Below are 26,525 nucleotides of genomic sequence, written 5' to 3'. Positions count from 1 at the left end.
CGAGGAGCGCGGCATGTCCACAGTAGACAAACCACCGCGCATGCTGGTCCTCTGGTGCCCGGACTGGCCCGCCGTCGCCGCGTGCCTGGCCGACGGCACGCCCCTGCACCTGCCTGCCGCGGTGTTCCACGCCAACCGGGTCGTCGCGTGCACCGCCGTCGCCAGGGCGGCCGGCATCCGGCGCGGCATGCGCCGCCGGGACGCGCAGTCCCGCTGTCCCGAACTCCAGGTCTTCGGCCCGGACGAGGACCGCGACGCGCGCCTCTTCGAGCCGGTCGCGGCCGCCGTGGAGGAGCTGGTCGTCGGCGTCGAGGTGGTCCGCCCCGGCCTGGTCGCGGTGCCCGCCGACGGCGCGTCCGGCTACTTCGGCGGCGAGCTGCGTCTCGCGGAACTGCTCGTCGAGCACGTCTCCCACCAGGTGGAGTGCCAGATCGGCATCGCCGACGGCTTGTTCGCCGCGACGCTGGCCGCCCACCGGTCCCGCATCGTCGACCGCGACCGGGCCGCCGACTTCCTCGCGCCCCTGCCGGTCGACGAGCTGGACCAGCCGGCCGCCGACCGCGCCGAGCTGGTGGACCTGTTGCGCCGCCTGGGTTTGCGCACGCTCGGCGCGTTCGCCGACCTCGCCGAACGGGACGTCGCCGCGCGGTTCGGCCGCGCCGGCATGATCGCGCACCGGCTGGCGCGCGGCCTCGACGAACGGCCACCGCACCGGCGACGGCCGCCGCCCGAGCTCACCGTCACCAAGGCCGTCGACCCGCCGCTGGACCGGGTCGACGCCGCGGCGTTCATGGCCCGCACCCTCGCCGAGCGGTTCCACGGCGGCCTGGCCCGGCACGGCCTGGCCTGCACGCGCCTCGGCATCTACGCCACCACCGAGAACGGCGAGGAACTGAGCCGCGTGTGGCGGTGCGCGGAACCGCTGACGCCGCAGGGCATCGCGGACCGCGTGCGCTGGCAGTTCGAAGGCTGGCTGCGCGCCGCGCCCGGCGAACGGCCCAGCGCCGGGGTGGAGCGGCTGCGGCTGGCGCCCGAGGAGACCGTCGAGGGGCACTCGCTGCAGCTGGGGCTGTGGCAGGAGGGCCTGCGCGGCCTGTCCGACGAGACCACCGAGCGGGCCGGCCGCGCGCTGGTGCGGGTGCAGGGCCTGCTCGGCCCGGACAGCGTCTTCACCGCGGTGCTCGACGGCGGCCGCGGCCCGGCCGAGCGCGTCCGGCTGGTGCCGTGGGGCGACCCGCGGACCCCGCAGAGCCCGCCGGACGTGCCGTGGCCGGGCCGGCTGCCCGCGCCGTCCCCGGCCACGGTCTACGCGCAGCCGCTGCCCGCGCGCGTCCTCGACGCCTCGGGCGCGGAGGTGCACATCACGCGGCGGCGGGAGCTTTCCGCGCCACCGCACCGGGTTTCGGTGGGCGACGGCCCGCCACGGGAGGTCCTGGACTGGGCAGGCCCGTGGCTGGTCGACGCGCACTGGTGGACGCCGGGTGGCGACGGGGTGCGCACCCGGGTGCAGGCCGTGCTGGCCGGGGAACCGGAAACGGCGGTCCTGCTGACGAGAGTGGGCGGACCGAGTCCGCATTGGACAGTGGAGGGAGTGTACGACTGATGGACGACGAGTACTTCCGGGACCTGCAGCACTGGCTGGCCCTGCCGCGCAAGGTGGTCGAGTCGCTCGACCCGGTCGAGGACGAGCAGATGCTGCTGCCGATCCCGGTGCCGCGCCGCCCGGTGGACTGATGGGCTTCAACAACCCGCCCGTCCCCTGGGAGGAGCTGGAGCGCAGGCTGGCGGGCAGACCGGCGACGGCCGACGGCGGGGACAGCCCCGCCTGGAGCCGGAAGCGGGAGGGCTACGTCCGGCCGAGCACCGTCGAGGCCCCGCGCGGGGACGACCACGCGGGCGGGCGGCGCCGGGTGCCCTACGCCGAGCTGCACTGCCACTCCAACTTCAGCTTCCTGGACGGCGCGAGCCACCCCGAGGAGCTGGTCGAGGAGGCGGCGCGGCTGGGGCTCGACGCGATCGCGCTCACCGACCACGACGGCATGTACGGCGTGGTGCGGTTCGCCGACGCGGCGCGCGACCTGGGCGTGCGCACGGTGTTCGGCACCGAGCTGAGCTTCGGCCTGTCCGGCCCGCAGAACGGCGTTGCCGACCCGGAGGGCGAGCACCTGCTCCTGCTCGCCAAGCAGCAGGACGGTTACGCCGCCCTGTGCCGGGCGATCACCGCGGGTCAGCTCGCCGGGCACGACCACGCCGCGTCGGCGGACCGGGCCGAGAAGGGCCGCCCGGTGTACGACCTGGACGCCGTCGCGAGCGAGGTCGCGGGCAAGGTCGTGGTGCTCACCGGCTGCCGCAAGGGCGCGGTCCGGAAAGCGCTGGCCCGCGGCGGCCCGGAGGCGGCGGGGCAGGAGCTGCGGCGGCTCCGCGAGAGGTTCGAGAGCGTGTACGTCGAGCTGACCGACCACGGCTACCCCGAGGACGGGGTGCACAACGACGTCCTCGCCGCGCTGGCCGCCGAGCAGGGCCTGCCGACCGTCGCCACCACCGCCGCCCACTACGCCACCCCGGACCGGGGACGGCTGGCCGGCGCGATGGCCGCGATCCGCGCCCGACGCGGCCTCGACGACATGGCGGGCTGGCTGCCCGCGTCCGGCATGTCGTTCCTGCGGTCCGGCGAGGAGATGGCGCAGCGGTTCGCCCGCTACCCCGGCGCGGTGCAGCGGGCCGCGCTGCTCGGGCTGGAGTGCGCCTTCGACCTGAAGCTGGTCGCGCCCGAGCTGCCGCCCTACGACGTCCCCGCCGGCTACACCGAGGCGTCCTTCCTGCGCGAGGAGGTCTACCGCGGCGCCGCGCACCGCTACCGCGACCGGCCGGAGGCGCTGGACCAGATCGAGCACGAGCTGCGGATCATCGAGCAGCTCGGCTTCCCCGGCTACTTCCTCATCGTCTGGGACATCGTCGAGTTCTGCCGCCGCAACAACATCCTGTGCCAGGGCCGCGGCTCGGCGGCGAACTCCGCGGTCTGCTACGCGCTCGGCATCACCAAGGTCGACTCGGTGCGCTGGAAACTGCTGTTCGAGCGCTTCCTCGCGCCGGACCGGGACGGCTACCCGGACATCGACCTGGACATCGAGTCCGACCGCCGCGAGGAGGTGATCCAGTACGTCTACCGCAAGTACGGGCGACTGTGCACCGCGCAGGTGGCGAACGTGATCACCTACCGCGCCAAGTCCGCGATCCGGGACGCGGCAAGGGCTTTCGGGTACTCGCCCGGCCAGCAGGACGCGTGGAGCAAGCAGATCGACCGCTGGGGCCCGCTGCACGACACCAAGGACGACACCGATCACGACATCCCGCTGCCGGTGCTGCAGGTGGCCGCCGCGCTGGAGGACTTCCCGCGGCACCTGGGCATCCACTCCGGCGGCATGGTGATCTGCAACCGGCCGGTGAGCGAGGTGTGCCCGATCGAGTGGGCGCGCATGGCCGACCGCAGCGTGCTGCAGTGGGAGAAGGACGACTGCGCCTCCGTCGGCCTGGTCAAGTTCGACCTGCTCGGCCTCGGCATGCTCTCCGCGGTGCACTACATGCTCGACCTGGTGCGCGAGTTCGAGGGCGTCGAGGTCGACCTCGCGAACCTGAACCTGGAGGACCAGGAGGTCTACCGGATGCTGCAGCGGGCGGACGCGATCGGCGTGTTCCAGGTGGAGAGCCGGGCGCAGATGGCGACCCTGCCGCGGCTGAAGCCGAAGACGTTCTACGACCTGGCGATCGAGGTCGCGCTCATCCGGCCCGGCCCGATCCAGGGCGGCTCGGTGCACCCCTACATCCGGCGCGCCACGAAGAAGGAGAAGTGGCGGCACGACCACCCGCTGCTGTCCAACGCGCTGGACAAGACCTTGGGGGTGCCGCTGTTCCAGGAGCAGATGATGCAGATCGCCCTGGACGTCGCGAACTTCACCGCCGCCGAGGCCGACGAGCTGCGGCACGCGATGGGCTCGAAGCGGTCCACGCGGAAGATGGAGCGGCTGCGGGAACGGTTCTACGAGGGCGCCCGGCGCAACGGCCTCGACGACGAGCTGATCGCGCGGATCTTCCACAAGCTGATGGCGTTCGCCAACTTCGGCTTCCCGGAGAGCCACGCGCTGAGCTTCGCCTACCTGGTGTTCGCCAGCGCCTACTTCAAGCGCTACCACCCGGCGGCGTTCTGCGCGGCGCTGCTGCGGGCCCAGCCGATGGGGTTCTACTCGCCGCAGTCGCTGGTCGCCGACGCCCGCAGGCACGGCATCACGGTGCACGGCCCGGACATCAACGCGAGCCTGCCGCACGCGACGCTCGAACCCGGTGACGACGGCTTGGCGGTGCGGATCGGGCTGGCCACGGTGCGGATGATCGGGCAGAAGCTCGCCGAGGAGATCGTCGCGGAACGGCAGCGGGGCGGGGCGTTCGCCGACATGGCCGACCTGGCGCGGCGCGTGCGGCTGACCACGCCGCAGATCGAGGCGCTGGCCACGGCTGGGGCGTTCGGCCGGTTCGGCGAGATCGGCGGCGACCGGCGGCGCGCGTTGTGGGCGGCCGGGGCGGTGGCGCAGGAACGGCCGGAGAAGCTGCCGGTCACGCTGGCCGGGGCGCACGCGCCGACGCTGCCCGGCATGGACCACATCGACGAGGCGGTCGCCGACGTGTGGGCGACCGGGTTGTCGCCGGACAGCTTCCCGACGGAGTTCATCCGCGAGCGGCTGGACGCGCTGGGCGTGGTGCCCGCCGGAAAACTGATGGACGTCGAAGACGGCGCCCGGGTACTGATCGGCGGAGCGGTGACCCATCGCCAGCGCCCGGCGACCGCAGGCGGGGTCACGTTCCTGAACATCGAGGACGAGACGGGGATGGTCAACGTCGTGTGCAGCGCCGGGTTGTGGCGCCGGTACCACCGGGTGGCGCGGGGCAGCGCGGCGATGCTGATCCGCGGGGTGATCGAACGGGCGGACGGGGTGGTGAGCGTGCGCGCGGACCGGTTGCAGCACCTGTCGATGCGGGTGCCGTCGAAGTCGCGGGACTTCCGGTGAACGGCCTGCCGATCACCGACGCGCGCGGGAACACCCTGGTCAGCGTGCGGTTCGGGGTCTCGACGGATCCCGCGGTGCCGATGCCGCTCGCGCTGGTGGTCGTCGAGGTGGACGACCGCGTGCTGCTGGTGTTCGACCGGCGGCGCGGGCAGTGGGAGCTGCCCGGCGGGATGATCGACCCGGGGGAGACGTCGCACCAGGCCGCGGTCCGGGAACTGGCCGAGGAGACCGGGATCGTGGTGAGCGGGCTGCGGTTCGCCGCGGTGGCCCGGTTCGTGCTGAGCGACCCGGTGCGGCGCGAGTACGCCGCGGTCTACCGGACGGGGTTCGCGACCGAGCCCGCGGTGACGCCGCAGGAGGACGAGGTGTCCGCGATCGCGTGGTGGAACCCCCGCACGCCCCTGCTGCGCGACCAGGGCGTGCTGGACGCCGAGATCGCCCGGCGGGTCACCGGGTTGCGCTGAGGGCGCGGACCGCGGTGGTCTCCTCGCGCCACACCAGGCTCCACTCCACCGGCGGCGCGTCCGAGAACGGCACGAACGCCAGGTTCGGGCGCGCGAAGTAACGCGTCGCGTGCTCGGCGAGCGGGCTGATGCCCTCACCGGCTTCCACGGCGAGGAACAGTTCCTGGATCGTCCCGGGCGCGGGCCCGAGTTCGATGGGACGGCCCGCGGGCGTGGTCCATGGCAGCCGTGGCGGCCAGAGGGCGCGGAGGACGGTGTCGCGCGCCAGGTCCTCCAGCGACACGGATTTCCGGCGGGCGAACGGGTGTTTCGCCGCCACCGCCAGCACCAGCGGCTCGGTGTGCACCACCACTCCGGGGTCCGGCAGCAGCGTGACCAGCGCGTCGACCTCGCCGTCCCGCAGTGACCGCAGGGGATCGTCGAACGCGGCTTCCTTGATCTGGACGCGGAAACCCTGTGCGCGAACGGTTTCCAGCCGGTCCGCGATGAGGTCGGCCACCGCGGGCGCCGCGAAACCCAGGCGCAGCACGGTGTTCCGCTCGCGGCCGGCGGCCCTGGCTCGCTCGAACGCCTCCTGGATCTGCCGGTGGGCCGGCGCGACCTCGTCCCGCAGCCGCTGCCCGATGGCGGTCAAGGCGACCCGGCGGCTCGTCCGGTCGAACAGGCGCGCGCCGATGCGCCGTTCCAGCGTGCGGATCGTCTGGCTGACCCGCGCCTGCGAGACGCGCAGCAGCTCGGCCGTGCGGCCGAAGTGCAGTTCCTCGGCGAGCACGAGGAAGATCTCGATGTCCCGCCGCTCCACATCCATAACACCCAGGTTATCGATCGAGCCTGGTTTTGTCGTTGGTCGCCGCGCTCGAGACGGCGAGAGTGGAGGCATGAACCTGATCCGCGCCACCGAAGCCGAAGTCCTCGCCGACGCCCCGGGCAGCCGCATCACGCTGCTCACCGACACGGACACGCTGACCAGCAACCGCGCGACGTTCGAGCCCGGCGCCACCGGCGCGCCGCCGCACTTCCACACCAAGGCCACCGAGGTCTTCTTCGTGCTGAGCGGCCGCCTCGACGTCCTGCTCGACGAGGAGGTGGTCACCCTCGGCGAGGGCGACTTCCTCACCGTGCCGCCGCGGGTGCCGCACGCGTTCGCGCCGGCGGCCGGGTCTCCCGCGGACGTGCTCGTCACGTTCACGCCCGGGATGGACCGGTTCGACTACTACCGGCTGCTGGACCGGGTCAACCGCGGCGAGGCGGACCCGCGGGAGATCCGGGAGTCGCGGGAGCGCTACGACAACCACTACGTCGACAGCCCGGTCTGGCGGGTGTGATTAGCTCGCCGGATGGAGATCGCCGAGGACTACCGGGACGCCGTGCTGCCGGGGACGACGTGGGAGAAGCGGCAGTTCAGCCGGTGCGATTTCAGCGGCGCCGACCTGCGCCGGCTGGTCACGCAGGGCTGCACGTTCGACGAGTGCGACTTCTCGGGCGCGGATCTGGGGGAGTCCCGGCACCAGGCCTCGGCGTTCCGGTCGTGCGTGTTCGACCGGACGGTGCTGGCGGACAGCACGTGGAGCGCGTGCTCGTTGCTCGGATCGTCCTTCGTGGACGGTGGGTTGCGCGGAATGTCCGTGCGGGACAGCGATTTCTCGCTGGCCAACTTCAGCCGGGCGAACCTGCGGCGCCGGTCGCTGTCCGGGTTGCGGTTCCGGGAGGCCAGTTTCGTGGACGCGAACCTGGCCGAGGCCGACCTGCGGGACAGCGACTTCCGCGGCGCCCGGTTGGGCGGCGCGGACCTGACCGGCGCCGACCTGCGTGGCGCCAAGCTCGACGCGAACGCCTTGGTGCAGGCGAAACTGCGCGGCGCGCGGGTCGACCTGGAGACGGCGATCGCCTTCGCCGCGGCGCACGGCCTGGTGGTCGACTGACCCCGGGCCGCGCGCCGGGCTGGAGCTGGGGCGTGTTTCGGAGGTGAACCGCCCACCCGTCACCCACCACTGCCCTCAACGGTCACGCTGCGCGTGGCGGCGCACGGCCTGGTGGTCGACTGACCCCGGGCCGCGCGCCGGGCTGGCGTCAGTCGATCGGCGGTTCGCCCGGGTCGAGCTCGATCAGGTCGCCCGAGGCGAGCAGGTCCTCGATCGACGCGGGCAGCAGGTACGCCGCACCGCCGCCGGGCTGGTTGAACCACGGGATCGCGACGCCGGCGAGCGCCTCGATCGGCCGCTGCACCCGGTACACGTGGTACGGGCGGGTCACCCACTCCGGCACCAGCGAGCGCTCCTCGAACGGGGTCCCGGCCGCGTAGGTCAGGTTGCCGTTCGGGCCGCCGAAGCGGTCGAGTTCGCTGCCCGCGGGCAGTTCGCGCATCTCCTTGCCGCGGAACAGCGTCAGCGGCGGCTCGCCGGGCAGCGGCTGGATCGGCCACTGCTGGTTGCCGCCACCGGAGGCCGCCGAGGCCGTGGCCGCCGCGGGGGCGGGCGCGGCCGGTTCGACCCGTCGCGGCGGCGGTTCGCGTCGCGGCGGGGCGGGCGGGGGCGGCGCGACCGGGGGCGCGGCCAGCACCGTGGGCGGCCCGGCCGGGTCCGGTTCGTCGAGGCGGTCGGTGAGGGTGCGCTGCGGGAGGTCGTGCCGCTGCGGCTCGGCCGGTTCCTGGGCCGGGGTGAGCGGCACCTCGGTGGCGTCCATCTCCGGCCGTGCCGGCGGTGTGGTGCGGCCGCCCGGGTTGAGCAGCAGCTTGCCGAGCATGAACGCGGCGGCGTCGTCGGCGTCGCCGAAGACCGCGGGGCTCGTCAGGGCCTCGTCGTACCAGCCGACGCGCCAGCCGTCGTCGACCTTCTCGAGGCTCCAGCCGTGCTCGGCCGGTTCGCCGATGCGGTAGGCCCCGTCCGGAACCCCGAGGTCGGCGAGCTTGGAGCGCAGGTTGTCCAGAGCCGGCTCGACCGGACCGGACGGCTTCGGCTCGGCCGGGCCGGGCGGCGGGGACACCGGGCGGGCCAGCATGGTCGGCGGACCGTCACTCGAGGGCCGCCCCCCGCGCGGCGCCTGCCCCGCGAACGCCCTGGAGCCACCGCGCGGATCGCCACCCCGCTCGAAGCCCGGACGCCCCTCGACGGAGCGGCCATCCGCGCCGGGGGGAGTGTCCTGCTGGTCGTCGTGTCCGGTGAAGGCGCGCTGGTCGGGGCCTTCGTGGCTGGTGAAGGCGCGCTGATCAGGGCTTTCCTGGCCGGTGAAGCCGCCTTGGTCGGGGCCCTCGTGCCCGGCGAAGCCGCGCTGGTCAGGGCTTTCGGGGCTGGTGAAGCCGCGTTGGTCGGGGCCCTCGTGCCCGGTGAAGGCGCGCTGGTCGGGACCCTCGTGGCCGACGAAGGCGCGGCCCTCGCGGCCCTCGGGGCCTTCGGGACCGGCGAAGCCGCGCTGGCCGCGGCCCTCCGGAGCCTCCTGGCCGAAGCCCTCGGAACGGCGGGCGTCCAACCCCGCCGCGGGCACCTGGCCGGGGGCTTGCCCCTCCGGGCCGAAGCGCTCCGTGCCGCGGGGGCCGCGTCCCTCGGGAGCTTCCTGACCGAAGCGCTCCGCGCCGGCGAAGCCGTGCTGGCCGCGCCCCTCGGGCGCTACTTGGCCGTAGCCGCGCGATTCCGGCCCTTCCTGGCGTGCGAAGCCGTGCTGGCCGCGCCCCTCGGGTGCTTCCTGGCCGAAGGCGCGCGATTCCGGCCCTTCCTGGCCTGCGAAGCCGTGCTGGCCGCGCCCCTCGGGCGCTTCCTGGCCGAAGCCGCGGGACTCGGGTCCGGTGCCGTGCCCTTCCTGGCCGAAGCCGCGGGACTCGGGGCCGGCAAGACCGTGCTGGCCACGGCCCTCGGGCGCCTCCTGGCCGAAGCCCCGGGGTTCCGGCCCGGCGCCACGGCCTTCCTGGCCGAAGGCGCGGGGTTCGGGACCGCTGCCCCGCCCTTCCGGACCGTCCTGGCCGAAGCCAGGGCCGGCGAGTCCCTCCTGGCCGGGGATGCCTTCAGAGCCGGCCTGGCCGAAGCGTTCCTGCCCCCGCGCTTCCGGTCCGGGGCGTTCCTGCGGCAGCCCACGGCCCTCCGGGGCTTCCTGTCCGAAGCGCTCCGGCCCGCGAGCCTCGGGGGTGAGCCCATGCCCTTCCGGCCCCTCCGGGCCGGCGAAGCCACGCGCCTCCGGTCCCTCCGGGCCGGCGAAGCCACGCGCCTCCGGTCCCTCCGGACCGGCGAAGCCACGCGCCTCCGGTCCCTCCGGACCGGCGAAGCCACGCGCCTCCGGTCCCTCTGGACCGGCGAAGCCGCGCCCCTCCGGACCGGCGAAGCCGCGCCCCTCCGGGCCGAAGCCACGCGCTTCCGCGCCCTCGGCGCCGAAGCCACGCGCCTCCGCACCCTCCGGGCCGGCACCGCGACCCTCGGCACCAGCCGCACCACGCGCCTCAGCGCTTTCCTGCGCGGCGTACGCCTCGCGGCCGTCCCAGCCCCGGCCCTCCGTGGGCTCCTCGTCGGCGGCCGAACCGTCCCGCGGCTCCCAGGTCGGCTCCCACGGCCGGTCTTCCGCAGCCCCTTCGGCACCACGCGCAGCCCCTTCAGCACCACGCGGCGAGTCCGTGAACGCCTCGCGCGCGTCCCAGCTGCGGGTTTCGTCCCCGGTCTCCTCGGCGGGCTCCGGCTCGGCGTCCTTCACCGCCGGCTGCACCAGCATGGTCGGCGGCCCGGCGTCGGGGTCGATCACCGGTGTCAGCGTGGTCGGCTGCTCAACCGGCTCCGCCTCAACAGCGGGAGCGGGCTCGGCGGGCGGCGGCGCGGCCTGCTCCGGCACCCGGCGCGGCGGCTGCGCGGGACCGCGGTTCAGGTACGCCCCCGCGGCCTGCACGGTCTGCTCCGGCACCTCCGGCAGCGTGTGCCCGGCCGCGGCGATGTGCGCGACCAGCTCGGCCTCCGGCGCGACGCCGTACTCCTGCAGGTAGTAGTTGACCGCGGCGGGCCAGATCCACACGCCGTCGGTGTGGAAGGCCACCGGCACGGTCGCGGCGGGCTGCTGCGCCAGCCGGTCCAGGTCGAACCCGCGCTCGGCGCGCACGACCGGCGCGTTGTTCAGGTACTCGAGCACCCGCTGCTGCTCGTCGGCGTCCAGCTCGGGACGGTTGAGCACCGGGCGGCCGTTCGGCTCGTGGCCGTCGAAGATCCGGGCGATCCGGAAGCGCGGACCGGGCTGCTCGGGCGCCAGGCCTGCCATGCGGCGCATCAGCCACTCCGGCACGTTGTCCTCGGAGCGGGGGAACATCCGCAGCTCGTCGGCGTAGGCCTGCGGCGGGGGCATCAGGTCCCACCGCGGCTCGTCGCGGTCGTACTCCAGGTTGTAGCTCGATGGGTGGTCGAGCTGGTAACGCGCGTTGAACCAGGTGCCGCGGCCCTCGCGGTACATCCCGGCCCGCAACCGGCCGAACAGCGTGGCGATGTCGTGGGTGGCCATCCACTCCTGGGCCGACCCGTCTTCGAGGAGCACCTCACCGGACAGCTCGTGGTAGCGGCCGACCGCCCGGTAGGTCGCGGTCACCCGCCGCCAGTCCCGCGGAGCGGCCCGCAGCAGGGCCAGTCCGATCTGCTTGACCAGGGTGTCCTGCTCGGTCGCGTTCAGCTGGGTCGTCGGTTGCGCCACCAGGCCATTTTGACTGGTCACTGATCCGATTGCACACCACCCGCACCAATAGGGGCAATGACCAGTGCAGATACATCAATCGAGGTACTAAGCGTTTCAGCGGCACTACCCATAGTGTCCTCCGCCGTCCTCGCGTGAGGCCCCGTTCATTCCTTTGCCAGAATGGTGACCGTGACTGCGACGGTTCTCGACGGCAAAGCGACCAAGAACGCCATCTTCGAAGAGCTCAAGCCGCGGGTGGCCGCCCTGGCCGAGCGGGGCGTGACGCCCGGGCTGGGAACCGTCCTGGTCGGCGACGATCCCGGCTCGCACTCGTACGTGCGGATGAAGCACGCGGACAGCGCGAAGATCGGGGTCAACTCGATCCGCCGCGACCTGCCCGCCGACATCAGCCAGGACAAGCTCGAAGCCGTCATCGACGAGCTCAACGCCGACCCGGCCTGCCACGGCTATATCGTCCAGCTCCCGCTGCCCAAGCACCTCGACGCGGGCCGGATCCTGGAGCGCATCGCGCCGGAGAAGGACGCCGACGGCCTCGCCCCGGTCAGCCTCGGGCGGCTGGTGCTCAACGAGGCAGGCCCGCTGCCCTGCACCCCGTACGGGATCCTCGAGCTGCTCAAGCGCCACGACGTGCCCATCGCGGGCGCGAACGTCACGGTCGTCGGCCGCGGCGTCACCGTGGGCCGCACGATGGGCCTGCTCCTGACCCGCCGCAGCGAGAACGCCACCGTGACCCTGTGCCACACCGGCACCAGGGACCTGGCGGCCGAGGTCAAGCGGGCGGACATCGTGATCGCCGCGGCCGGGGTGCCGCACCTGATCAAGCCGGACATGGTCAAGCCTGGCGCCGCGGTGCTGGACGTCGGCGTCTCGCACGTCGACGGCAAGCTCACCGGCGACGTGGACCCGGCGGTCGCCGAGGTCGCCGGGTGGCTGTCGCCCAACCCCGGCGGGGTCGGCCCGATGACCAGGGCGATGCTGGTCACCAACGTCGTCGAGGCGGCCGAGCGTGCACTCGCCACGGCGTAACCGCGCGGCCGTCCTGGAGCAGGTCCCGTTCCTGCTCGTGATGCTGCTGGTGGCGGTCGCGGGCGTGCGGATCTGGCAGTACCACTGGCGGCAGGGCGCCGCGATCATCGGCGGCGCCCTGCTCGTGGCGGCGATCCTGCGGGCCGTCCTGCCGGGCGTGCGGGCAGGCCTCCTGGCCATCCGCGGCCGCCCGGTGGACGTCCTCAGCTACGCCGGGCTCGGCGTGCTCATCCTCTTCCTGGCCTTCACGATCACCGACGGGCCGTTCGGCACCTGAGTCAGGCCTCGGCCATCGCCGGAGTCCGCGTGGCCTCCTCGCGGCGGTCCAGCGAGCCGGACACCACGGCGATCGTCAGGCCCACGATGGCCAGCCCCGCGCCGACCCAGTTCGGCGAGACCAGGCCGAGCCCGCCCGCGATCACCAGGCCGCCGAGGTAGGCGCCGATCGAGTTGGCGACGTTGAAGGCGGACTGCACCGCGGCGGACACCATCGACGGCGCGCCACCGGCCTTGACCATGACGCGGGTCTGCATCATCGGGCCGATCATGAACCCGGCGACGCCGACCAGGAAGATCGTGATCGCCGCGCCGACCTTGTTGTGCGCGGTGACCGTGAAGACCGCGAGCACCGCGGCCAGCGCGAGCAGCGCCACGTACAGGCTCGGCATCAGCGCCTTGTCGGCCAGCCGCCCGCCGAGCAGGTTGCCGATCGTCATCCCGACACCGGCCAGCGCGAGCAGCAGCGTCACCGCCTGCGGGTCGTAGCCGGCGACGTCGGTCATCATCGGCGTCACGTAGGACAGGCAGGCGAACACGCCGCCCAGCCCGAACGTGACGATCGCCAGGGCCAGCCACACCTGCGGGCGGCGGAACGCGCCCAGCTCACCGCGCAGGGAGGGGGACTCGGGGCGGCCCTGGTGCGGCACGAGCTTCGCGATCGCCAGGACGGCGACCAGTCCGATCACCGCGACCACGGCGAACGTGGCACGCCAGCCGACCTGCTGGCCGAGCAGCGTGCCCAGCGGCACGCCGACGACGTTGGCCAGGGTCAGGCCGAGGAACATCAGCGACACGGCCTTCGCGCGGTCGCCTGGCTTGACCAGGCTCGACGCCACGACCGCCCCGGCGCCGAAGAACGCGCCGTGCGGCAGTCCGGCGAGGAACCGGAAGACCACGCCGAACTCCTGGTTCGGCGCGACGGCGAACAGCAGGTTGCCCGCCGTGAACAGCGCCATCATCGCCAGCAGCATCGTCTTGCGCGGCAGCCGGACGGCGACCGCCGTCAGCAGCGGCGCGCCGACGACGACACCGAGAGCGTAGGCGGAGATGAGGTGACCGGCGGTCGGGATGTCCACCCCGAACGTCGCGGCCGTCTGCGGAAGGACACCCATCATGACGAATTCCGTGGTGCCGATACCGAAGGCACCGACGGCGAGCGCGAGCAGCGCGATGGGCACGGTTCTCCTCTCCAGGGTCGTCTGCATCGATACAGTCAACGGACATGAATAAGGACAGCCCATCGCCGTCCATGGCGGCACGAGCTGTCCCTCGACCAGTGTCAACCAGGCGGGAGCCCGATGTCATCCCGCCGGCCGGGTGACCATGACCACGTGCGCGGCCCGGTCAGGCGTTGTGCTCCTGCTTGTCGTGACTGACCTCGCAGTCCGAGCCGGGGAAGATCAGGCCTTCGTGGCCGTCGGCGAAGCGCACGAGGTAGGGCGGCCCGCCGTTCTCCCCGCGGACTTCGACGATCTCACCGCGCTGCTCGGCCGCTCCGACGGTGCGACCGTGGACGAGGATCCGGTCTCCTACGGCTGCGTGCATCACCGACCACCTCCCGCGAAACCAGGGTAAATCGGGCGCGGGGCAATTGTCACTGGACCGGGAATTGATCAAGTTGCCGGGTTTCCGGGAGGCGAGCAGGCTTCCATTCATCCCGATGCGAAAAAGGAGTTCTGGCGATGGCTAGCTGTGTGGTCTGTGGAAACGACTACTGGATGTCCTTCGAGGTCCGGACGGTCAGCGGGGACACCTACACGTTCGACAGCATCGAATGCGCGGCGCAGAAGATCGCGCCGTCGTGCGAGCACTGCGGGTGCCGGATCCTCGGGCACGGCGCCGAGGTCGAGGGCCGGTTCTTCTGCTGCGCGCACTGCGCGCGGGAGAGCGGTTCGGGACTGGGCGCCGAAATCCGCGACACGGTCGGCGCCCACCCCGGCTGATCAGTTCTTCGCGGCGGCCTTGGCGGCTTTCTTGAAGGCGCGGACCTCGGCGAGCGTTTCCGGGCTGACGACGTCGGCGATGGAGCGGCGCGAGCCCTCTTCGCCGTACGCGCCGGAGGCCTCCCGCCAGCCCTCGGGCTGGACCCCGCGCTGCTTGCCGAGCAGGGCGAGGAAGATCCGCGCCTTCTGGTCGCCGTAGCCGGGCAGCTCCTTGAGGCGGCGCAGGACCTCCTTGCCGTCCGGCTTGCCCTGCTTCCAGATCCGGTCGGTCTTGCCGTCGTAGTGCTCGACGATGTGGTTGGCGAGCGCGTGCACGCGGCGCGCCATCGAGCCGCCGTAGCGGTGGATCGCCGGCGGGGTCACGCACAGCTCGACGAACTCGTCGAGGTCGGACTCGGCGATCTTGCGCACGTCGAAGCCGTCCATGCGGTCGGCGATCTTCTTGGGCCCGATGAACGCGGTCTCCATCGCGATCTGCTGATCCAGGAGCATCCCGGTGAGGAGGGCGAACGGGTCCTCGGAGAGGAGCTTGTCCGCGTCGGCGTCACCGGTGAGACGGAGCTTCTTCGGCATGGGCCCATGGTCGCACCCGTGCCCGTCAGCGCGCACTTCCCGACCTGATCAGCGCCTCGGCGAGCGGCTCCAGCAGGCCTGGCCCGGCGTGCGGCAGGTTCAGCACGACCACGTCGACCCCGGCCCACCTCCGCGCCGTGAACCGCATGGCGGGGAACCTGCTCCGCCAGGGGCGTGACTTCTGCCACTTCGGGCCTTTGCGAGACTGAGGTACGTCACCACTTAAGGCGTTCGTCTCCTAATAGCAGTACGCTTGTACCGCATAGACGTGCTGCACAGACACGCGCAGATCCGCGAGAGGAGCACCGCGGCTCATGGCCAAGATCAAGGTCGAGGGCACCGTCGTAGAACTCGACGGCGACGAGATGACTCGCATCATCTGGAAGTTCATCAAGGACAAGCTGATCCACCCGTACCTCGACATCAACCTCGAGTACTACGACCTGGGTATCGAAGAGCGCGACCGGACCGACGACCAGATCACCGTCGACTCCGCGAACGCCATCAAGAAGCACGGCGTCGGCGTCAAGTGCGCCACCATCACGCCGGACGAGGCCCGGGTCGAGGAGTTCGGCCTGAAGAAGATGTGGCGGAGCCCGAACGGGACCATCCGCAACATCCTCGGCGGTGTCGTCTTCCGTGAGCCGATCATCATCCAGAACATCCCGCGGCTGGTCCCGGGCTGGACGAAGCCGATCATCATCGGCCGCCACGCGCACGGTGACCAGTACAAGGCCACCGACTTCAAGGTTCCCGGCCCCGGCACGGTGACCATGACGTACGTGCCCGAGGACGGCTCCGAGCCGATCGAGTTCGAGGTCGCCCGTTACCCGGAGGGTGGCGGCGTCGCGATGGGCATGTACAACTACCGGAAGTCGATCGAGGACTTCGCGCGCGCCTCGCTGCAGTACGGCCTGGACCGCGGCATGCCGGTCTACATGTCGACGAAGAACACCATCCTGAAGGCCTACGACGGCATGTTCAAGGACACCTTCCAGGAGATCTTCGAGGCCGAGTTCAAGGCCGACTTCGACGCCAAGGGCCTGACCTACGAGCACCGCCTGATCGACGACATGGTCGCCGCCTCGCTGAAGTGGGAGGGCGGCTACGTCTGGGCGTGCAAGAACTACGACGGTGACGTGCAGTCCGACACTGTGGCGCAGGGCTTCGGCTCGCTGGGCCTGATGACCTCGGTGCTGCGCACGCCGGACGGCAAGACCGTGGAGGCCGAGGCCGCGCACGGCACGGTCACCCGGCACTACCGCCAGCACCAGCAGGGCAAGCCGACCTCGACGAACCCGATCGCGTCGATCTTCGCGTGGACCCGGGGTCTCGAGCACCGCGGCAAGCTGGACGGCAACTCCGAGCTGGTCGGCTTCGCCAACAAGCTCGAGCAGGTCGTCATCGAGACCGTCGAGAGCGGCAAGATGACCAAGGATCTGGCGCTGCTCGTCGGCAAGGACCAGCCGTTCCAGACGACGGAGGAGTTCCTGGCGACCCTGGACGAGAACCTGGCGGCGAAGATCGCACAGGGCTGAGTCCGCGTTTTTCCGGCCACTGCGAGAGGCCCGGTCACCGCACGGTGACCGGGCCTCTTCTTCGTCCGCCCGCGGTCTCGGGTATGACTGCGCGGGTGCAGGTGATCCACCCCGACGACCACGTCTGGACGCTGACGCGCCGCTTCGCGCCGTGGAAGCGCGTGATCCAGCCGATGAACATCGCGTCCGGCGAGTACGACCGCTACCGCGCCGTGCGGACCGATCCGCGGCGCACACCGTCGGAGTGGCGCCAGGAGCGCCGGGAGCAGCGCAAGGCCAAGGACCGGGAGATCCGCGGCTGGGAGTGGCTCTACCTCGCGCCGCTGCTGCTGGTCGCCGGGCTCGCCGGGCAGGCGCTGGAAGCGGTCGTGGCCGGCGTGCAGCTCCTCGTCTGGCTCGTGCTCGTGCCGTTCGCGCTGCTGGAGATGCTCGCGCAGCTGCTGTGCGGGCTGGTGCTCGGCGCGTTGCGGCTGATCGGCGCCGCGCGCAGCCGCCTGGACGTGGTCTGCCGCGTCCCTGGGGACCGGATCGTCTCGCTCACCGTCCTGACCGTCCGCGGGGCCGGGGCGGCCGAACAGCTGGCGAAGGCCCTGTCCGGTCACCTGTGGCAGGCCCAGCGCCCGTTCGATCCGTACCGGGATCCGGTCGTCGTCGCCCTCCTGGCCCGCGCCGGCACTCACGTGGTGCGCCACGACAGCGTCTGGCAGACCGTTTCGTCACCGAGCGTGCCCGCGTCGTGACGCCTCTCGGGTGGTTCGCCCGCGCGGGCCTGTCGGGGGTGCTGAAGTGTGGCTACCCTTACCCGGAACGCGCACTTTCAGCTGGTGAGGAGCACCCGTGTTCCTGGGCATCCCCAAGCGGGCACTGATCATCGTCGCGATCCTGGCCGGCGTCGGGCTGATCTACGTGATGGGCAGCGACAAGCAGGTCTCGGAGGGCGCCACCGGCGGCGGCTCTGGCGGCTGCCGCGTGACCGTCACCGCGGACGTGCTCAACGTGCGGGCGGCGCCGGACACCGGTGCGGACATCGTGGGCAAGTTCAACCAGAACGCCGAGACCGACGCCCAGGCCGAGGTCCAGAACGGGTTCCGCAAGATCGCCGAGAACAAGTGGGCGAAGACGGAGTACCTGCAGCCGGTCAGCGGGAACTGCTGACCTCAGAGCGCCACGACCAGACCCTCCTCGGCGACGATCACCTCGCCGCCGAACACGGCGCGCGCCTGCGCCGCGGAGATCGCCCGATCGCTGCCCGGCCAGAAGTGGGTCAACAGCAACCGGCGCGCGCCCGCGGCAGCCGCCCAGGTCGCCGCCTCCGTGGCGGTCATGACGCCGCGCGGGCTGCCCGGCGGGGGTTCTTCCTGCAGTGTCGCGTCGGCGATGAAGAGGCCGGTGTCGCGCGCCAGTTCACGCAGGGCCTCCGTCGGTCCGCAGTCGCCGGTGTAGGCGACGGTGAGGCCGGGCGCCGCGAGGCGCACGCCGTAGTCCGGCACGTGGTGCGGCAGCGGGAACGGGGTCAGGGAGAACGGCCCGACCCGCGCCGGACGGCCGAGGTCGTGCACCTCGAACACGGTCGCGGGGTCCGGCCGGGGCTCCAGGGCGCGTAGGACGTCCAGCACACCCGGCTCGCAGTAGAGGGGGATCTTGGGCGCGTCCGGGGCCTCGTAGTGCCGGACGCGGGCCAGTGCGCTGAGGTCCACGCAGTGGTCCGGGTGGCGGTGGGTGACGATCACGGCGTCGACCTCGCCGTGCGGGCAGTGCTCCAGCAGGGCGCCGACGGTGCCGTAGCCCAGATCCAGTACGACGCGGAAGTCCTCGTGCGTGAGGAGGAAGCCGGCGCACGCGCGGCCCGGCTCCGGCCACGCGCCGCAGCTGCCGAGGACGATGAGCTCGCTCATGGCAGCAGTGTCCGGGAACGTCGGTGGCGGCCGGTAGCGTGCTGGGCGTGTTCACCGTCTCCACAGTCAACGTCAACGGCATGCGCGCCGCCGCCAAGAAGGGGTTCGTCGAGTGGCTCGCCGCCAGCGGGTCCGACGTCATCCTCTGCCAGGAGGTGCGCGCCGAGGCCGGGCAGCTCCCCAAGGACGTCGTCGCGCCGGCGGGGTGGCACGCGCACCACGCGCCGTCCGCGGTGAAGGGCCGCAACGGCGTCTCCGTCTACAGCCGGGCCGAGCCGTCGGAGGTCCGCGTCGGCTTCGGCGAGGCCGAGTTCGAGGACAGCGGGCGCTACCTCGAGGTGCACCTGCCCGGCGTGGTCGTGGCCAGCCTGTACCTGCCGAGCGGCGACGTGGGGACGCCGCGCCAGGACGAGAAGGAACGCTTCATGGCCGCGTTCCTGCCGTACCTGGTCGAGCTGCGGGGCAAGGCCGAGGCGGCGGGCTGCGAGGTCGTCGTCGGCGGTGACTGGAACATCGCGCACGCCGAGATCGACCTGAAGAACTGGAAGGGCAACCAGAAGAACTCCGGCTTCCTGCCCGAGGAGCGGGCCTGGATGAGCCGCGTGTTCGGCGAAGCCGGGTACGTGGACGTGCAGCGCAAGCTCGACCCGGAGGGGCCCGGCCCGTACACGTGGTGGTCCTACCGCGGCAAGGCCTTCGACAACGACGCCGGCTGGCGCATCGACTACCTGGTCACGACGCCCGGCCTGGCCGAGAAGTGCACGTCGGTGGTGGTGGAGCGGGCGCCGAGCTACGAGCTGCGGTGGTCCGACCACGCCCCGGTGACGGCGACGTTCGACTTTTCTCCGGAATAGCCGGAATGTCCGGATGAACACGGGTGTTGTCCCTGGCACACCGACTGATTGGGGGCAGCTCGTGTCATTCGTGATGACCGCTTCCGAGCGTGAGGATTTCCTGGCCGGCGTGCACATCGGCGTGCTGGCCGTCGAGCGGGACGGAAGGGCGCCGCTGGCCGTGCCGATCTGGTACGACTACCGGCCCGGTGGCGACGTTCTGCTGTGGATGGAACGCGGGACGGTGAAGGAGAAGCTGGCGCGCAAGGCGGGCCGGCTCAGCCTGACCGTGCAGAACGAGAACTGGCCGTACAAGTACGTGACGATCGAGGGACCCGTCGTGGCCAACGACGACCCGCCGACGCGCGAGGAGGCCCTCGCGATCACCGCCAGGTACCTCCCGGAGCCCGACGCGCGCGCCTACGTGGACGACGCGCTGGGGGAGAAGTCGCTGCTGGTCCGCGTGCGCCCGGAGAAGTGGCTGAGCAACGACCAGAGCAAGTCCTGACTCGCCGTCGCAGTAGTTCGCAAGTAGTTTGAAACTATGACCGCACCGGAGGTCAACCTCTCCGACCTGCTCAACAAGCCCAAGGACACCTTGAGCAAGCTGCGGCGTGCCCGGACGCTGCGGGTGCACCGCCGCGCGGCGGACGAGGAAGACCTCGTCCTGACCACGTCGAGCCGGGCCGAGCAGGCGGACGAAGCCGCGTCCGCCACCACCCGGCTGTTCCTGGCGCTGATGAAGCACGACGACCAGATCCGGTCCCTGGTCACCGAGGTCGTGCCAGACGCCTTCCCGTGGGTGCGCTTCCTGCCGCGCGAGGACGTGCAGGCCTTCGTCGTCGAACTCGTCGACGCGCTCGAAGGTGCGGAGGCCTTGCGCAATCCGGCTCCCGTGGCTCAGGTCATCACCTCGTGGCGGCACACGGCGGAGGTCTACGCCGATCCCGAGCTGCTCGCCGTGCTGCAGCGGGACGGAGACGACTTCGGCCCGGTCCCAGCTCCGGGGGCAGCGGACGCGTGAGCCCCAAGCGTGGTGACCCGGTCGCTCCGCCTGCCGTCGGCGGCGAGTGGGAGATCCGGTTCAGCACCACGGAAGCCGTCAAGGGCCGGCACGAACTCGAAGCGGCGGCCCGGGGGAACCTGCGGAAGGCCTGGGAGACCATGCGGACGGACCCCGGTCCGGGCCCCGGGAAGCCGACCAGCCGCCACCACCAGCTCAAGGGCGGACTCGCGCACGGGACGCACCAGGGGCGCAGCCTCCCGCGGTGGCAGTTGGAGGTGACCGGCGCGGCCCGGGTCTGGTACCTCCTCGACGAGCCGCGGCGGACGGTCTGGGTTCAGCACGCGGGCGTCGGGCACCCGAAGCAGACCGACTAGCGCGAGCCGTCTGAGCTGGCACGTCGTGCTTGGTGCTGGTTCGGGTGTGGCCCCCGTGTCCCCGGCACTCCGTTGGGCGCTACTCTCTGCCCCGCACGTGATCAAAAACGATCGGCCTTGACACGGTCGGTAGTTTTCACGCTGGTAACCGTCGCCCATTAGGGTGACGCACACCTTGGAACGGCAGTCTCGTCTCAGGAGGCACACCGGTGCGCAACCGAACAGTGCACGTACTGCGGGCCGGCCTGGTCCTGGCGGTCTTCGCGACCGCGACCACCACCGGCGTCGCCGCGGCGTCGCCGGCCACCCAGGCCGAACCGACCGGCGTCTCGTTCGGCCTGCTCGGCCCCGTCGGCCTCGCCGCGGTCCTGCTCGGCATCATCGGCATGGCACTGGGCATCGTGCGCCAGCGCCGCAAGGCCCAGGCGGAGGCCGTCGTCCCCGTCGTCGTCGAGGCCCCCGAAGAGCCCACGCGCCCGGCCCTGACCCCCTACCGGCGTCCCCAGGTCTGACCCGTCCGCAGTACGACGGTTACCCAGGCGCCCACGAGCAAAACGTAGAGCGCCACCGCGGCCCCGCCGAACAACGCCGAACCGGTCACCGCGGCCAGCGCGCTCGTGCCGGTGACGCAGGTGCCGACGGGGAACGTGAAGCTCCACCAGGTGAGTGAGAACGGCATCCCGGCGCGCACGGTCCGCAACGTGACCGCCGCCGCGATCGCCAGCCACAGCATCGCGAACCCCCACGCGGCGAGGCCGTAGAACAACCCGAACGCCTCCGCCGCGGCCCCGAACGGCAGCACCCCCGGCGCGGCAGCGCCCAGCAGGTTCGCCGCGGTGATCGACTGGCCCAGCGGCCCCAGCACGATCCACAGCGCGGGCACCCGGGCGGCCTCCGTCCCCGCGGTCACCAGCCGGTGCCAGATCTGCGGCAGCAGCACGACCGTGGCGAACAGGCTGATCCCGAACATCGCGTAGCACGCCAGCAGCAGCGCCAGCCGTGGCTGCCCGGCCGGCAGGTGCGGCACGAGCGCGGCGCCGGTGGCCGCCGAGACCATCGGCGGCACGACCGGCATCAGCCAGCCCGCGAACGGCTCCGCGGCCGGGATGCGGCCGGTGATCATCCGGTACGGCACGCCCACCGCGGTCACCAGCCCCAGCGCCGTGCCCGCGGTCCACAGCACCGCGCCGGCCACCAGCGCCGGGCCGGTGCCGATCCAGTCCCGGCCAAGGGCCACCGCGCCCGCGCCGATCGTCAGCAGCGCCATCGGCGGCGCGCCCCAGAAGTGCACCAGCACCGGGTCGCGCAGGTGCCGGTGCTGCCGCCGCCGGTCCGCGACCAGCTGCCAGACCAGCACCACCAGCCACACCGCGGCCAGCGCCCACACGACCGTGACCACCGGCCGCAGCACCGACAGCGGCGCCGGGAGGGCAGTCGCGACGATGCCGCTGCCCATCACGGAAGCGAACCAGTTCGGGGTGGTGCCGGGGCGGGACAGGCGCGGCGCGCGTTCGAGCATGCCTCCACGTTCGGTCCACCACGCCGCATCCGGTAGGGATCACCGGCCGATGAGCTCATAACCTGTGTCTATGCCCCTGCGTGTCACCGACCTCGCCGGCTTCGAGCTGCTGCTGTCCGTCGCGCAGCTCGGCAGCATCGGGGCGGCCGCGCGTGCCCACGGGATCTCGCAGCCCGCGGCCAGCGCCCGGATCCGCCAGCTGGAGGCGCAGATCGGCGTCGCGCTCGTCGACCGGTCGCCGCGCGGCTCCCGGCTCACCGACTCCGGCGCGCTGGTGGCCGACTGGGCCCGGCCGGTCGTGGAGGCCGCCACCGACCTGGAAGCCGGGATCGCCGCGCTGCGCGCCCGCCGGGACGAGCACCTGCGCGTGGCGGCCAGCCTGACCGTCGCCGAGTACCTGCTGCCCCGGTGGCTCGCCGCGCTGCGCCGCCTCGACCCGGGCACCGCGGTGGCGCTCACCTCGGGCAACTCGGGGGAGGTCGCCGCGCAGGTGCTGGCCCGCGAGGTCGACCTCGGGTTCGTCGAAGGGCCGGACCTGCCGGCGGGACTCGAGGCCGAGACGGTGGCCGTCGACGAACTCCGGCTCGTCGTCGCTCCCGGCCACCCGTGGGCCCGGCGACGGCGGCCGACGCGGGCGGACGAGCTGGCCGCTACGCCGCTGATCAGCCGGGAACGCGGCTCCGGCACCCGCCGCGCGCTGGAAGTCGCGCTGGCGCCCGCGGAGCTGGCCGAGCCGCTGCTGGAACTTTCGTCGACGACCGCGATCAAGTCGGCGGTCATGGAGGGCATCGGCCCGGCCGTGCTGGGCGCGCACACCGTCGCCGCGGAAATCACGGCGGGCACGCTCGTCGCCGTCGACGTCGGCGGACTCGACCTGCACCGCGAGCTCCGGCTGGTCTGGCGCGCTGGGTCGCGGCTGCGCGGCCCGGCGGCGGACCTCGCTGCGATCGCCGTCCGCGGGGCCTGAGACAATCAGGGTCGTGTCCGAAGCGCCAGAAACCACCGCCCGCCCGCGCGTGCTCTCCGGGATCCAGCCGACCGCCGACTCGTTCCACCTCGGCAACTACCTCGGCGCCCTCCGGCAGTGGGTGCGCATGCAGGACACGCACGAGACCTTCTACATGGTCGTCGACCTGCACGCGATCACGGTCGAGCAGGACCCGAAGGTGCTGCGGCAGCGCACCCGCGTCTCGGCCGCGCAGCTGCTCGCGCTGGGTGTGGACCCGGAGCGCAGCGCGTTGTTCGTGCAGAGTCAGGTGCCCGAGCACGCGCAGCTGTCCTGGGTGCTGGAGTGCCTGACCGGGTTCGGCGAGGCCAGCCGGATGACGCAGTTCAAGGACAAGGCCGCCAAGCAGGGCACCGACCACGCGAGCGTCGGCCTGTTCACCTACCCGGTGCTGATGGCCGCGGACATCCTGATCTACCAGGCGGACGCGGTGCCGGTGGGCGAGGACCAGCGCCAGCACCTGGAGCTGACCCGCAACCTGGCGCAGCGGTTCAACCAGCGCTTCGGCAAGACGTTCACCGTGCCGGAGCCGCACATCGTGCAGGGCACGGCGAAGATCTACGACCTGCAGGACCCGGCGGTGAAGATGAGCAAGTCGGCGTCCTCGCCGAACGGCATCATCGAGCTGCTGGAGGACCCGAAGCGCTCGGCTAAGAAGATCCGCTCGGCGGTCACCGACACCGGCCGCGAGGTCAAGTTCGACCGGGAGAACAAGGCCGGCGTGTCGAACCTGCTGTCGATCTACTCGGCGCTGACCGACCGCACGATCGCGGACCTGGAGGCGGCCTACGAGGGCAAGGGGTACGGCGACCTGAAGAAGGACCTGGCCGAGGTCCTGGTCGAGTGGGTCACCCCGATCCAGGAGCGCGTCCAGTCCTATCTGGACGATGTGGCCGAACTGGACAAGGTCCTGGCCCGCGGCGCGGAGAAGGCGCGCGAGGTGTCGTCGCGGACGCTGGCCCGGGTGTTCGACCGCGTCGGATTCCTGCCGCCCGCGTCCTGACGTCCACAGTGGACTCGCCCCGGCCCCGAATTGCGAGGTCGGGGCGGGGTCGTTAGCGTTTTCCCGTGGCGGAAGAGAAGGAAAAGCTGGTCCCGCGGCTGCGCCGGAAGTACCCGTGGCTCGATCACCTGGTGCGGGCCAACGACGCGTTCGGTGAGCGCTACGGCAACCACTACGCGGCGGCGATCACGTATTTCAGCGTGCTGTCGTTGTTCCCGCTGCTCATGGTCGGGTTCTCGATCGCCGGGTTCGTGCTGGCGAACAACGAGGCCGCCCTGAACGAGCTGCGTGACGGGATCGTGTCGTCGACGCCGGCGGGCATCGGGGACTTCGTCGCGAACATCGTGGACACGGCGTTGAAGTCGCGCGGCGGCACGGGGGTGTTCGGTCTGCTGCTGGCCCTGTACTCGGGGATCGGCTGGATGAGCAACCTGCGGGACGCGCTGACCGCCCAGTGGGGACAGGAGAAGAAGAGCCGCCCGATCGTCTCGACGACGATCAAGGACCTGCTCGCGCTGGCCGGGCTCGGGCTGGCGCTGGTGGTGTCGTTCGGCCTGACCGCGATCGGCGGTGGGGTCGGCAACCTGATCCTGCGGTGGGTCGGCCTGGACGACCAGGGGTGGGCGGTGTTCATCCTCCGCCTGGCGACGATCCTGTTGTCGCTGCTGGCGAACATGCTGGTGTTCCTGTGGGTGCTGTCGCGGCTGCCGCGGGAGAAGGTGTCGGCGCGCAGCGCGATCAAGGGCGCCGCGATCGCCTCGGTGGGTTTCGAGGTGCTGAAGCAGGTCGGTTCGATCTACCTGGCGAGCGTGACCAGTTCGCCGAGCGGGGCCCTGTTCGGGCCGATCATCGGTCTGCTGGTGTTCGCCAACCTGGTGTCCCGGTTCCTGCTGTTCGTGACGGCCTGGACGGCGACCGCGCGGGAGAACCTCGTGACGACGGTCGAGCCCCCGCCACCGGCGGTCATCCGCCCGACGGTGGAGGTGCGGCGCGGCCCCGGCGCGGGCGCCGTGGCAGGAGCGTTCAGCGCCGGTGCGATGCTGGCCTGGCTCGGTCGGCGCCGGCGGTAGCAGCGCGGCTCCCGCACAACAGCGCCGGCCGGTCCGAAGGCCGTCAGTAGGCCTGCGGCCCCTGCCCCTTCTTGCGGTGGTGCCCGATCACGAACCCGGCCACGATGATCACCGCCACCACCAGCGTCAGGATCCACCCCGTCACTCCGAACGGATCCTTCTCCCCGGCGGCGGCCCCGGCGTCGGAGACACCGGCGACGTCCGAGGTGCTGCCCGCGGTCTCCTCCGACACGACGGGCGACACCAGGTGCCCGACGGGCGAGGCGTTGGACCGGGCCAGCGCGAAGCCGTAGTCCAGCAGCGCCTTGGCCTGGTTCACCACCGGGGTCGGGCGGTTCTCGGCGCGCATCAGGACCACTGCGACGCGACGGCCGTTCTGCTCGGCGCCGCCGACGTAGGTGTGGCGGGCGTCGTCGGTGAAGCCGGTCTTGCCGCCGAGGAACCCGTTGTAGGTGCCGAGCAGCTTGTTGTCGTTGACGATCGAGAACGCCGGTTTGCCGGGCTGCGCCGGGATCTGGACCGCGCGGGTCGCGATCGAGTCGGCGAACTCGGGCTGCTTCATGGCGTAGTTGAAGATCAGGCTCATGTCGTAGGCCGACGCCGACATGCCCGGGCCGTCGAGGCCGGACGGCGTCGCGGCGCGGGTGTCCGTCGCGCCGAGTTCCGCGGCCAGCTCGTTCATCTTCCGCACGGTCGCAGGCACCCCGCCCAGCGCGGTCGCGAAGGCGTGGGCGACGTCGTTGCCGGAGTGCATCAGCAGGCCGTGCAGCAGCAGGTCGACGGTGTAGCGCCCGCCCGCGACGAGGCCGACGCAGGTGCACTCCTGGCTGGCGTCCTCGACCGTCGGGACGATCACCTGGTCCGGCTTGAGGTCGCGGATCACCACGAGCGCCAGCAGCGTCTTGATCAGCGACGCCGGGCGCTGCCGGGCGTGCGGGTTCTTCGCGGCGAGCACCTCGCCGGTTTCGAGGTCCTGCACCACCCAGGACGCGGCGGTGGTGTCGGGCGGAACGGCGGCGCCGGACGGGTAGACGACACCGCACTCGCCCATCCGAGCCCCGCCGACGGCCGCCTTGGGCACCGGAAGGGGAGCGGGCGAGGCGACGCCGGGCGGTGGCTGTTCGGAGGTGTCCACCGGCGGGGGTGGCACGACCGCGTCAGGGCAGACGGCGGGAGCGGCCGCCGCGGTGCCGGCGAACGGCACGAGACCGGACAACACAACCAGAACGAGGGAGAGCAGAAAACCGCGTCGCACCAAAGCAGGCTAGAGGACGCGCGTACCGGTTC

General features: G+C 72.2%; 29 protein-coding genes. 20 read left to right on the top strand and 9 right to left on the bottom strand.

Features of this window, described 5'->3' with window-relative positions; translation table 11 throughout:
• Nucleotides 1-40 precede the first annotated feature (40 nt).
• Genes ABZ193_RS15275 through ABZ193_RS15260 form a run of 4 tightly spaced genes read left to right on the top strand, consistent with a single transcriptional unit; the run spans nucleotide 41 to nucleotide 5,524 of the window.
• On the top strand, nucleotides 41-1,603 hold the full coding sequence (locus ABZ193_RS15275; protein ID WP_354710273.1) for a DNA polymerase Y family protein: 1,563 nt from the start codon (nucleotides 41-43) through the stop codon (nucleotides 1,601-1,603).
• Nucleotides 1,603-1,734 (top strand): hypothetical protein, encoded by a 132-nt coding sequence (locus ABZ193_RS15270; RefSeq protein WP_020420077.1) that lies wholly within the window; start codon nucleotides 1,603-1,605, stop codon nucleotides 1,732-1,734. The genes ABZ193_RS15275 and ABZ193_RS15270 overlap by 1 nt, the downstream gene beginning before the upstream one ends.
• Complete coding sequence (locus ABZ193_RS15265; RefSeq protein ID WP_354710246.1) at nucleotides 1,734-5,060, top strand: error-prone DNA polymerase; 3,327 nt, start codon at nucleotides 1,734-1,736, stop codon at nucleotides 5,058-5,060. Before ABZ193_RS15270 ends, ABZ193_RS15265 begins: the two co-directional genes overlap by 1 nt.
• A complete protein-coding gene (locus tag ABZ193_RS15260; RefSeq protein ID WP_354710245.1) occupies nucleotides 5,057-5,524 on the top strand; it encodes an NUDIX hydrolase in 468 nt (155 codons plus the stop codon). The genes ABZ193_RS15265 and ABZ193_RS15260 overlap by 4 nt, the downstream gene beginning before the upstream one ends.
• On the opposite strand, the gene ABZ193_RS15255 is transcribed toward ABZ193_RS15260, so the two are convergent.
• Nucleotides 5,508-6,332: a LysR family transcriptional regulator gene (locus tag ABZ193_RS15255; protein WP_354710244.1), complete on the bottom strand. Its 825-nt coding sequence runs from the start codon at nucleotides 6,330-6,332 to the stop codon at nucleotides 5,508-5,510. The two genes, ABZ193_RS15260 and ABZ193_RS15255, sit on opposite strands and share 17 nt — an antisense overlap.
• 70 nt (nucleotides 6,333-6,402) lie before the next feature.
• On the opposite strand from ABZ193_RS15255, the gene ABZ193_RS15250 reads away from it, so the two are divergent.
• Both ABZ193_RS15250 and ABZ193_RS15245 read left to right on the top strand, forming a co-directional pair.
• Complete coding sequence (locus ABZ193_RS15250) at nucleotides 6,403-6,849, top strand: cupin domain-containing protein (RefSeq protein WP_354710243.1); 447 nt, start codon at nucleotides 6,403-6,405, stop codon at nucleotides 6,847-6,849.
• A gap of 12 nt (nucleotides 6,850-6,861) precedes the next feature.
• Nucleotides 6,862-7,446: a pentapeptide repeat-containing protein gene (locus tag ABZ193_RS15245; protein WP_237339214.1), complete on the top strand. Its 585-nt coding sequence runs from the start codon at nucleotides 6,862-6,864 to the stop codon at nucleotides 7,444-7,446.
• Nucleotides 7,447-7,594: 148 nt separating this feature from the next.
• Here ABZ193_RS15245 and ABZ193_RS15240 read toward each other — a convergent pair whose 3' ends face one another.
• Nucleotides 7,595-11,170 carry a glycohydrolase toxin TNT-related protein gene (locus ABZ193_RS15240; RefSeq protein ID WP_237339215.1) on the bottom strand — a complete coding sequence of 1,192 codons (3,576 nt, stop codon included), beginning with the start codon at nucleotides 11,168-11,170 and terminating at the stop codon, nucleotides 7,595-7,597.
• 162 nt (nucleotides 11,171-11,332) lie between these two features.
• Between ABZ193_RS15240 and ABZ193_RS15235 the strand changes: the two genes are divergently transcribed.
• Together ABZ193_RS15235 and ABZ193_RS15230 are read left to right on the top strand one after the other, a co-directional pair.
• Nucleotides 11,333-12,199 carry a bifunctional methylenetetrahydrofolate dehydrogenase/methenyltetrahydrofolate cyclohydrolase gene (locus tag ABZ193_RS15235; protein ID WP_354710241.1) on the top strand — a complete coding sequence of 289 codons (867 nt, stop codon included), beginning with the start codon at nucleotides 11,333-11,335 and terminating at the stop codon, nucleotides 12,197-12,199.
• Nucleotides 12,180-12,476: a DUF3017 domain-containing protein gene (locus tag ABZ193_RS15230; protein ID WP_020421767.1), complete on the top strand. Its 297-nt coding sequence runs from the start codon at nucleotides 12,180-12,182 to the stop codon at nucleotides 12,474-12,476. Before ABZ193_RS15235 ends, ABZ193_RS15230 begins: the two co-directional genes overlap by 20 nt.
• Nucleotide 12,477: 1 nt before the next feature.
• On the opposite strand, the gene ABZ193_RS15225 is transcribed toward ABZ193_RS15230, so the two are convergent.
• Entirely contained in the window at nucleotides 12,478-13,656 is a 1,179-nt protein-coding gene (locus ABZ193_RS15225; RefSeq protein ID WP_020421768.1) for an MFS transporter, read from the bottom strand.
• Between the two features lie 166 nt (nucleotides 13,657-13,822).
• The gene (locus ABZ193_RS15220) at nucleotides 13,823-14,023 is read right to left on the bottom strand and encodes a DUF1918 domain-containing protein (protein ID WP_020421769.1); all 201 of its coding nucleotides are present in this window, start codon (nucleotides 14,021-14,023) and stop codon (nucleotides 13,823-13,825) included.
• A 137-nt stretch (nucleotides 14,024-14,160) separates the two neighbouring features.
• On the opposite strand from ABZ193_RS15220, the gene ABZ193_RS15215 reads away from it, so the two are divergent.
• Entirely contained in the window at nucleotides 14,161-14,421 is a 261-nt protein-coding gene (locus tag ABZ193_RS15215; RefSeq protein ID WP_026153780.1) for a hypothetical protein, read from the top strand.
• Here the strand turns inward: ABZ193_RS15215 and ABZ193_RS15210 are convergent, their stop codons facing one another.
• Nucleotides 14,422-14,994: an HhH-GPD-type base excision DNA repair protein gene (locus ABZ193_RS15210; RefSeq protein ID WP_020421771.1), complete on the bottom strand. Its 573-nt coding sequence runs from the start codon at nucleotides 14,992-14,994 to the stop codon at nucleotides 14,422-14,424.
• 25 nt (nucleotides 14,995-15,019) lie between these two features.
• Nucleotides 15,020-15,142: a hypothetical protein gene (locus tag ABZ193_RS15205; protein WP_020421772.1), complete on the bottom strand. Its 123-nt coding sequence runs from the start codon at nucleotides 15,140-15,142 to the stop codon at nucleotides 15,020-15,022.
• 166 nt (nucleotides 15,143-15,308) lie between these two features.
• On the opposite strand from ABZ193_RS15205, the gene ABZ193_RS15200 reads away from it, so the two are divergent.
• The 3 genes from ABZ193_RS15200 to ABZ193_RS15190 all read left to right on the top strand — a co-directional run bounded on the left by ABZ193_RS15200 (nucleotide 15,309) and on the right by ABZ193_RS15190 (nucleotide 17,687).
• Nucleotides 15,309-16,532 carry an NADP-dependent isocitrate dehydrogenase gene (locus ABZ193_RS15200; RefSeq protein WP_020421773.1) on the top strand — a complete coding sequence of 408 codons (1,224 nt, stop codon included), beginning with the start codon at nucleotides 15,309-15,311 and terminating at the stop codon, nucleotides 16,530-16,532.
• Nucleotides 16,533-16,615: 83 nt separating this feature from the next.
• A complete protein-coding gene (locus ABZ193_RS15195; protein WP_051123642.1) occupies nucleotides 16,616-17,272 on the top strand; it encodes a hypothetical protein in 657 nt (218 codons plus the stop codon).
• Between the two features lie 97 nt (nucleotides 17,273-17,369).
• A complete protein-coding gene (locus ABZ193_RS15190; protein ID WP_020421775.1) occupies nucleotides 17,370-17,687 on the top strand; it encodes an SH3 domain-containing protein in 318 nt (105 codons plus the stop codon).
• A gap of 2 nt (nucleotides 17,688-17,689) precedes the next feature.
• On the opposite strand, the gene ABZ193_RS15185 is transcribed toward ABZ193_RS15190, so the two are convergent.
• Nucleotides 17,690-18,427: an MBL fold metallo-hydrolase gene (locus ABZ193_RS15185; protein ID WP_020421776.1), complete on the bottom strand. Its 738-nt coding sequence runs from the start codon at nucleotides 18,425-18,427 to the stop codon at nucleotides 17,690-17,692.
• 38 nt (nucleotides 18,428-18,465) lie between these two features.
• Here ABZ193_RS15185 and ABZ193_RS15180 point away from each other — a divergent pair, with 38 nt between their 5' ends.
• The 5 genes from ABZ193_RS15180 to ABZ193_RS15160 all read left to right on the top strand — a co-directional run bounded on the left by ABZ193_RS15180 (nucleotide 18,466) and on the right by ABZ193_RS15160 (nucleotide 21,152).
• A complete protein-coding gene (locus tag ABZ193_RS15180; protein ID WP_027936414.1) occupies nucleotides 18,466-19,281 on the top strand; it encodes an exodeoxyribonuclease III in 816 nt (271 codons plus the stop codon).
• Between the two features lie 73 nt (nucleotides 19,282-19,354).
• Complete coding sequence (locus ABZ193_RS15175) at nucleotides 19,355-19,768, top strand: pyridoxamine 5'-phosphate oxidase family protein (RefSeq protein ID WP_020421778.1); 414 nt, start codon at nucleotides 19,355-19,357, stop codon at nucleotides 19,766-19,768.
• A gap of 36 nt (nucleotides 19,769-19,804) precedes the next feature.
• Entirely contained in the window at nucleotides 19,805-20,284 is a 480-nt protein-coding gene (locus ABZ193_RS15170; protein ID WP_020421779.1) for a hypothetical protein, read from the top strand.
• Nucleotides 20,281-20,640, top strand: a complete 360-nt coding sequence (locus ABZ193_RS15165) for a hypothetical protein (protein ID WP_020421780.1) — start codon at nucleotides 20,281-20,283, stop codon at nucleotides 20,638-20,640. The genes ABZ193_RS15170 and ABZ193_RS15165 overlap by 4 nt, the downstream gene beginning before the upstream one ends.
• A 224-nt stretch (nucleotides 20,641-20,864) precedes the next feature.
• Nucleotides 20,865-21,152, top strand: a complete 288-nt coding sequence (locus ABZ193_RS15160) for a hypothetical protein (protein WP_020421781.1) — start codon at nucleotides 20,865-20,867, stop codon at nucleotides 21,150-21,152.
• On the opposite strand, the gene ABZ193_RS15155 is transcribed toward ABZ193_RS15160, so the two are convergent.
• The gene (locus tag ABZ193_RS15155; protein WP_020421782.1) at nucleotides 21,131-22,159 is read right to left on the bottom strand and encodes a TDT family transporter; all 1,029 of its coding nucleotides are present in this window, start codon (nucleotides 22,157-22,159) and stop codon (nucleotides 21,131-21,133) included. The genes ABZ193_RS15160 and ABZ193_RS15155 overlap by 22 nt on opposite strands.
• Nucleotides 22,160-22,229: 70 nt before the next feature.
• Between ABZ193_RS15155 and ABZ193_RS15150 the strand changes: the two genes are divergently transcribed.
• The 3 genes from ABZ193_RS15150 (at nucleotide 22,230) to yhjD (ending at nucleotide 25,238) form a co-directional block, all read left to right on the top strand.
• Nucleotides 22,230-23,126, top strand: a complete 897-nt coding sequence (locus ABZ193_RS15150; protein WP_020421783.1) for a LysR family transcriptional regulator — start codon at nucleotides 22,230-22,232, stop codon at nucleotides 23,124-23,126.
• 13 nt (nucleotides 23,127-23,139) lie between these two features.
• Nucleotides 23,140-24,168 (top strand): tryptophan--tRNA ligase, encoded by a 1,029-nt coding sequence (gene trpS / locus ABZ193_RS15145; protein ID WP_020421784.1) that lies wholly within the window; start codon nucleotides 23,140-23,142, stop codon nucleotides 24,166-24,168.
• A gap of 65 nt (nucleotides 24,169-24,233) precedes the next feature.
• Nucleotides 24,234-25,238 (top strand): inner membrane protein YhjD, encoded by a 1,005-nt coding sequence (gene yhjD / locus ABZ193_RS15140; RefSeq protein ID WP_020421785.1) that lies wholly within the window; start codon nucleotides 24,234-24,236, stop codon nucleotides 25,236-25,238.
• Nucleotides 25,239-25,281: 43 nt separating this feature from the next.
• On the opposite strand, the gene ABZ193_RS15135 is transcribed toward yhjD, so the two are convergent.
• Nucleotides 25,282-26,442: a D-alanyl-D-alanine carboxypeptidase family protein gene (locus ABZ193_RS15135; protein ID WP_345070283.1), complete on the bottom strand. Its 1,161-nt coding sequence runs from the start codon at nucleotides 26,440-26,442 to the stop codon at nucleotides 25,282-25,284.
• Nucleotides 26,443-26,525 lie beyond the last annotated feature (83 nt).

The organism is Amycolatopsis sp. NPDC006125 (genome assembly GCF_040614195.1).
GTDB lineage: Bacteria > Actinomycetota > Actinomycetes > Mycobacteriales > Pseudonocardiaceae > Amycolatopsis_E > Amycolatopsis_E tucumanensis.
The sequence above is the reverse complement of the archived record's forward strand: the minus strand, read 5'-3'. Positions and strand labels throughout refer to the sequence as shown.

Bases quoted from the DNA above. Each gene is read 5' to 3' on its own strand.
- ABZ193_RS15150 (WP_020421783.1), top strand. From the start codon at position 22,230: ATGCCCCTGCGTGTCACCGACCTCGCCGGCTTCGAGCTGCTGCTGTCC.
- ABZ193_RS15255 (WP_354710244.1), bottom strand. From the start codon at position 6,332: ATGGATGTGGAGCGGCGGGACATCGAGATCTTCCTCGTGCTCGCCGAG.
- ABZ193_RS15205 (WP_020421772.1), bottom strand. From the start codon at position 15,142: ATGCGGTTCACGGCGCGGAGGTGGGCCGGGGTCGACGTGGTCGTGCTG.
- ABZ193_RS15250 (WP_354710243.1), top strand. From the start codon at position 6,403: ATGAACCTGATCCGCGCCACCGAAGCCGAAGTCCTCGCCGACGCCCCG.
- ABZ193_RS15210 (WP_020421771.1), bottom strand. From the start codon at position 14,994: ATGCCGAAGAAGCTCCGTCTCACCGGTGACGCCGACGCGGACAAGCTC.
- ABZ193_RS15265 (WP_354710246.1), top strand. From the start codon at position 1,734: ATGGGCTTCAACAACCCGCCCGTCCCCTGGGAGGAGCTGGAGCGCAGG.
- ABZ193_RS15170 (WP_020421779.1), top strand. From the start codon at position 19,805: ATGACCGCACCGGAGGTCAACCTCTCCGACCTGCTCAACAAGCCCAAG.
- ABZ193_RS15200 (WP_020421773.1), top strand. From the start codon at position 15,309: ATGGCCAAGATCAAGGTCGAGGGCACCGTCGTAGAACTCGACGGCGAC.
- ABZ193_RS15215 (WP_026153780.1), top strand. From the start codon at position 14,161: ATGGCTAGCTGTGTGGTCTGTGGAAACGACTACTGGATGTCCTTCGAG.
- ABZ193_RS15275 (WP_354710273.1), top strand. From the start codon at position 41: ATGCTGGTCCTCTGGTGCCCGGACTGGCCCGCCGTCGCCGCGTGCCTG.
- ABZ193_RS15175 (WP_020421778.1), top strand. From the start codon at position 19,355: ATGACCGCTTCCGAGCGTGAGGATTTCCTGGCCGGCGTGCACATCGGC.
- ABZ193_RS15220 (WP_020421769.1), bottom strand. From the start codon at position 14,023: ATGCACGCAGCCGTAGGAGACCGGATCCTCGTCCACGGTCGCACCGTC.
- ABZ193_RS15270 (WP_020420077.1), top strand. From the start codon at position 1,603: ATGGACGACGAGTACTTCCGGGACCTGCAGCACTGGCTGGCCCTGCCG.
- ABZ193_RS15245 (WP_237339214.1), top strand. From the start codon at position 6,862: ATGGAGATCGCCGAGGACTACCGGGACGCCGTGCTGCCGGGGACGACG.
- ABZ193_RS15155 (WP_020421782.1), bottom strand. From the start codon at position 22,159: ATGCTCGAACGCGCGCCGCGCCTGTCCCGCCCCGGCACCACCCCGAAC.
- ABZ193_RS15235 (WP_354710241.1), top strand. From the start codon at position 11,333: ATGGTGACCGTGACTGCGACGGTTCTCGACGGCAAAGCGACCAAGAAC.
- ABZ193_RS15195 (WP_051123642.1), top strand. From the start codon at position 16,616: ATGACTGCGCGGGTGCAGGTGATCCACCCCGACGACCACGTCTGGACG.
- ABZ193_RS15185 (WP_020421776.1), bottom strand. From the start codon at position 18,427: ATGAGCGAGCTCATCGTCCTCGGCAGCTGCGGCGCGTGGCCGGAGCCG.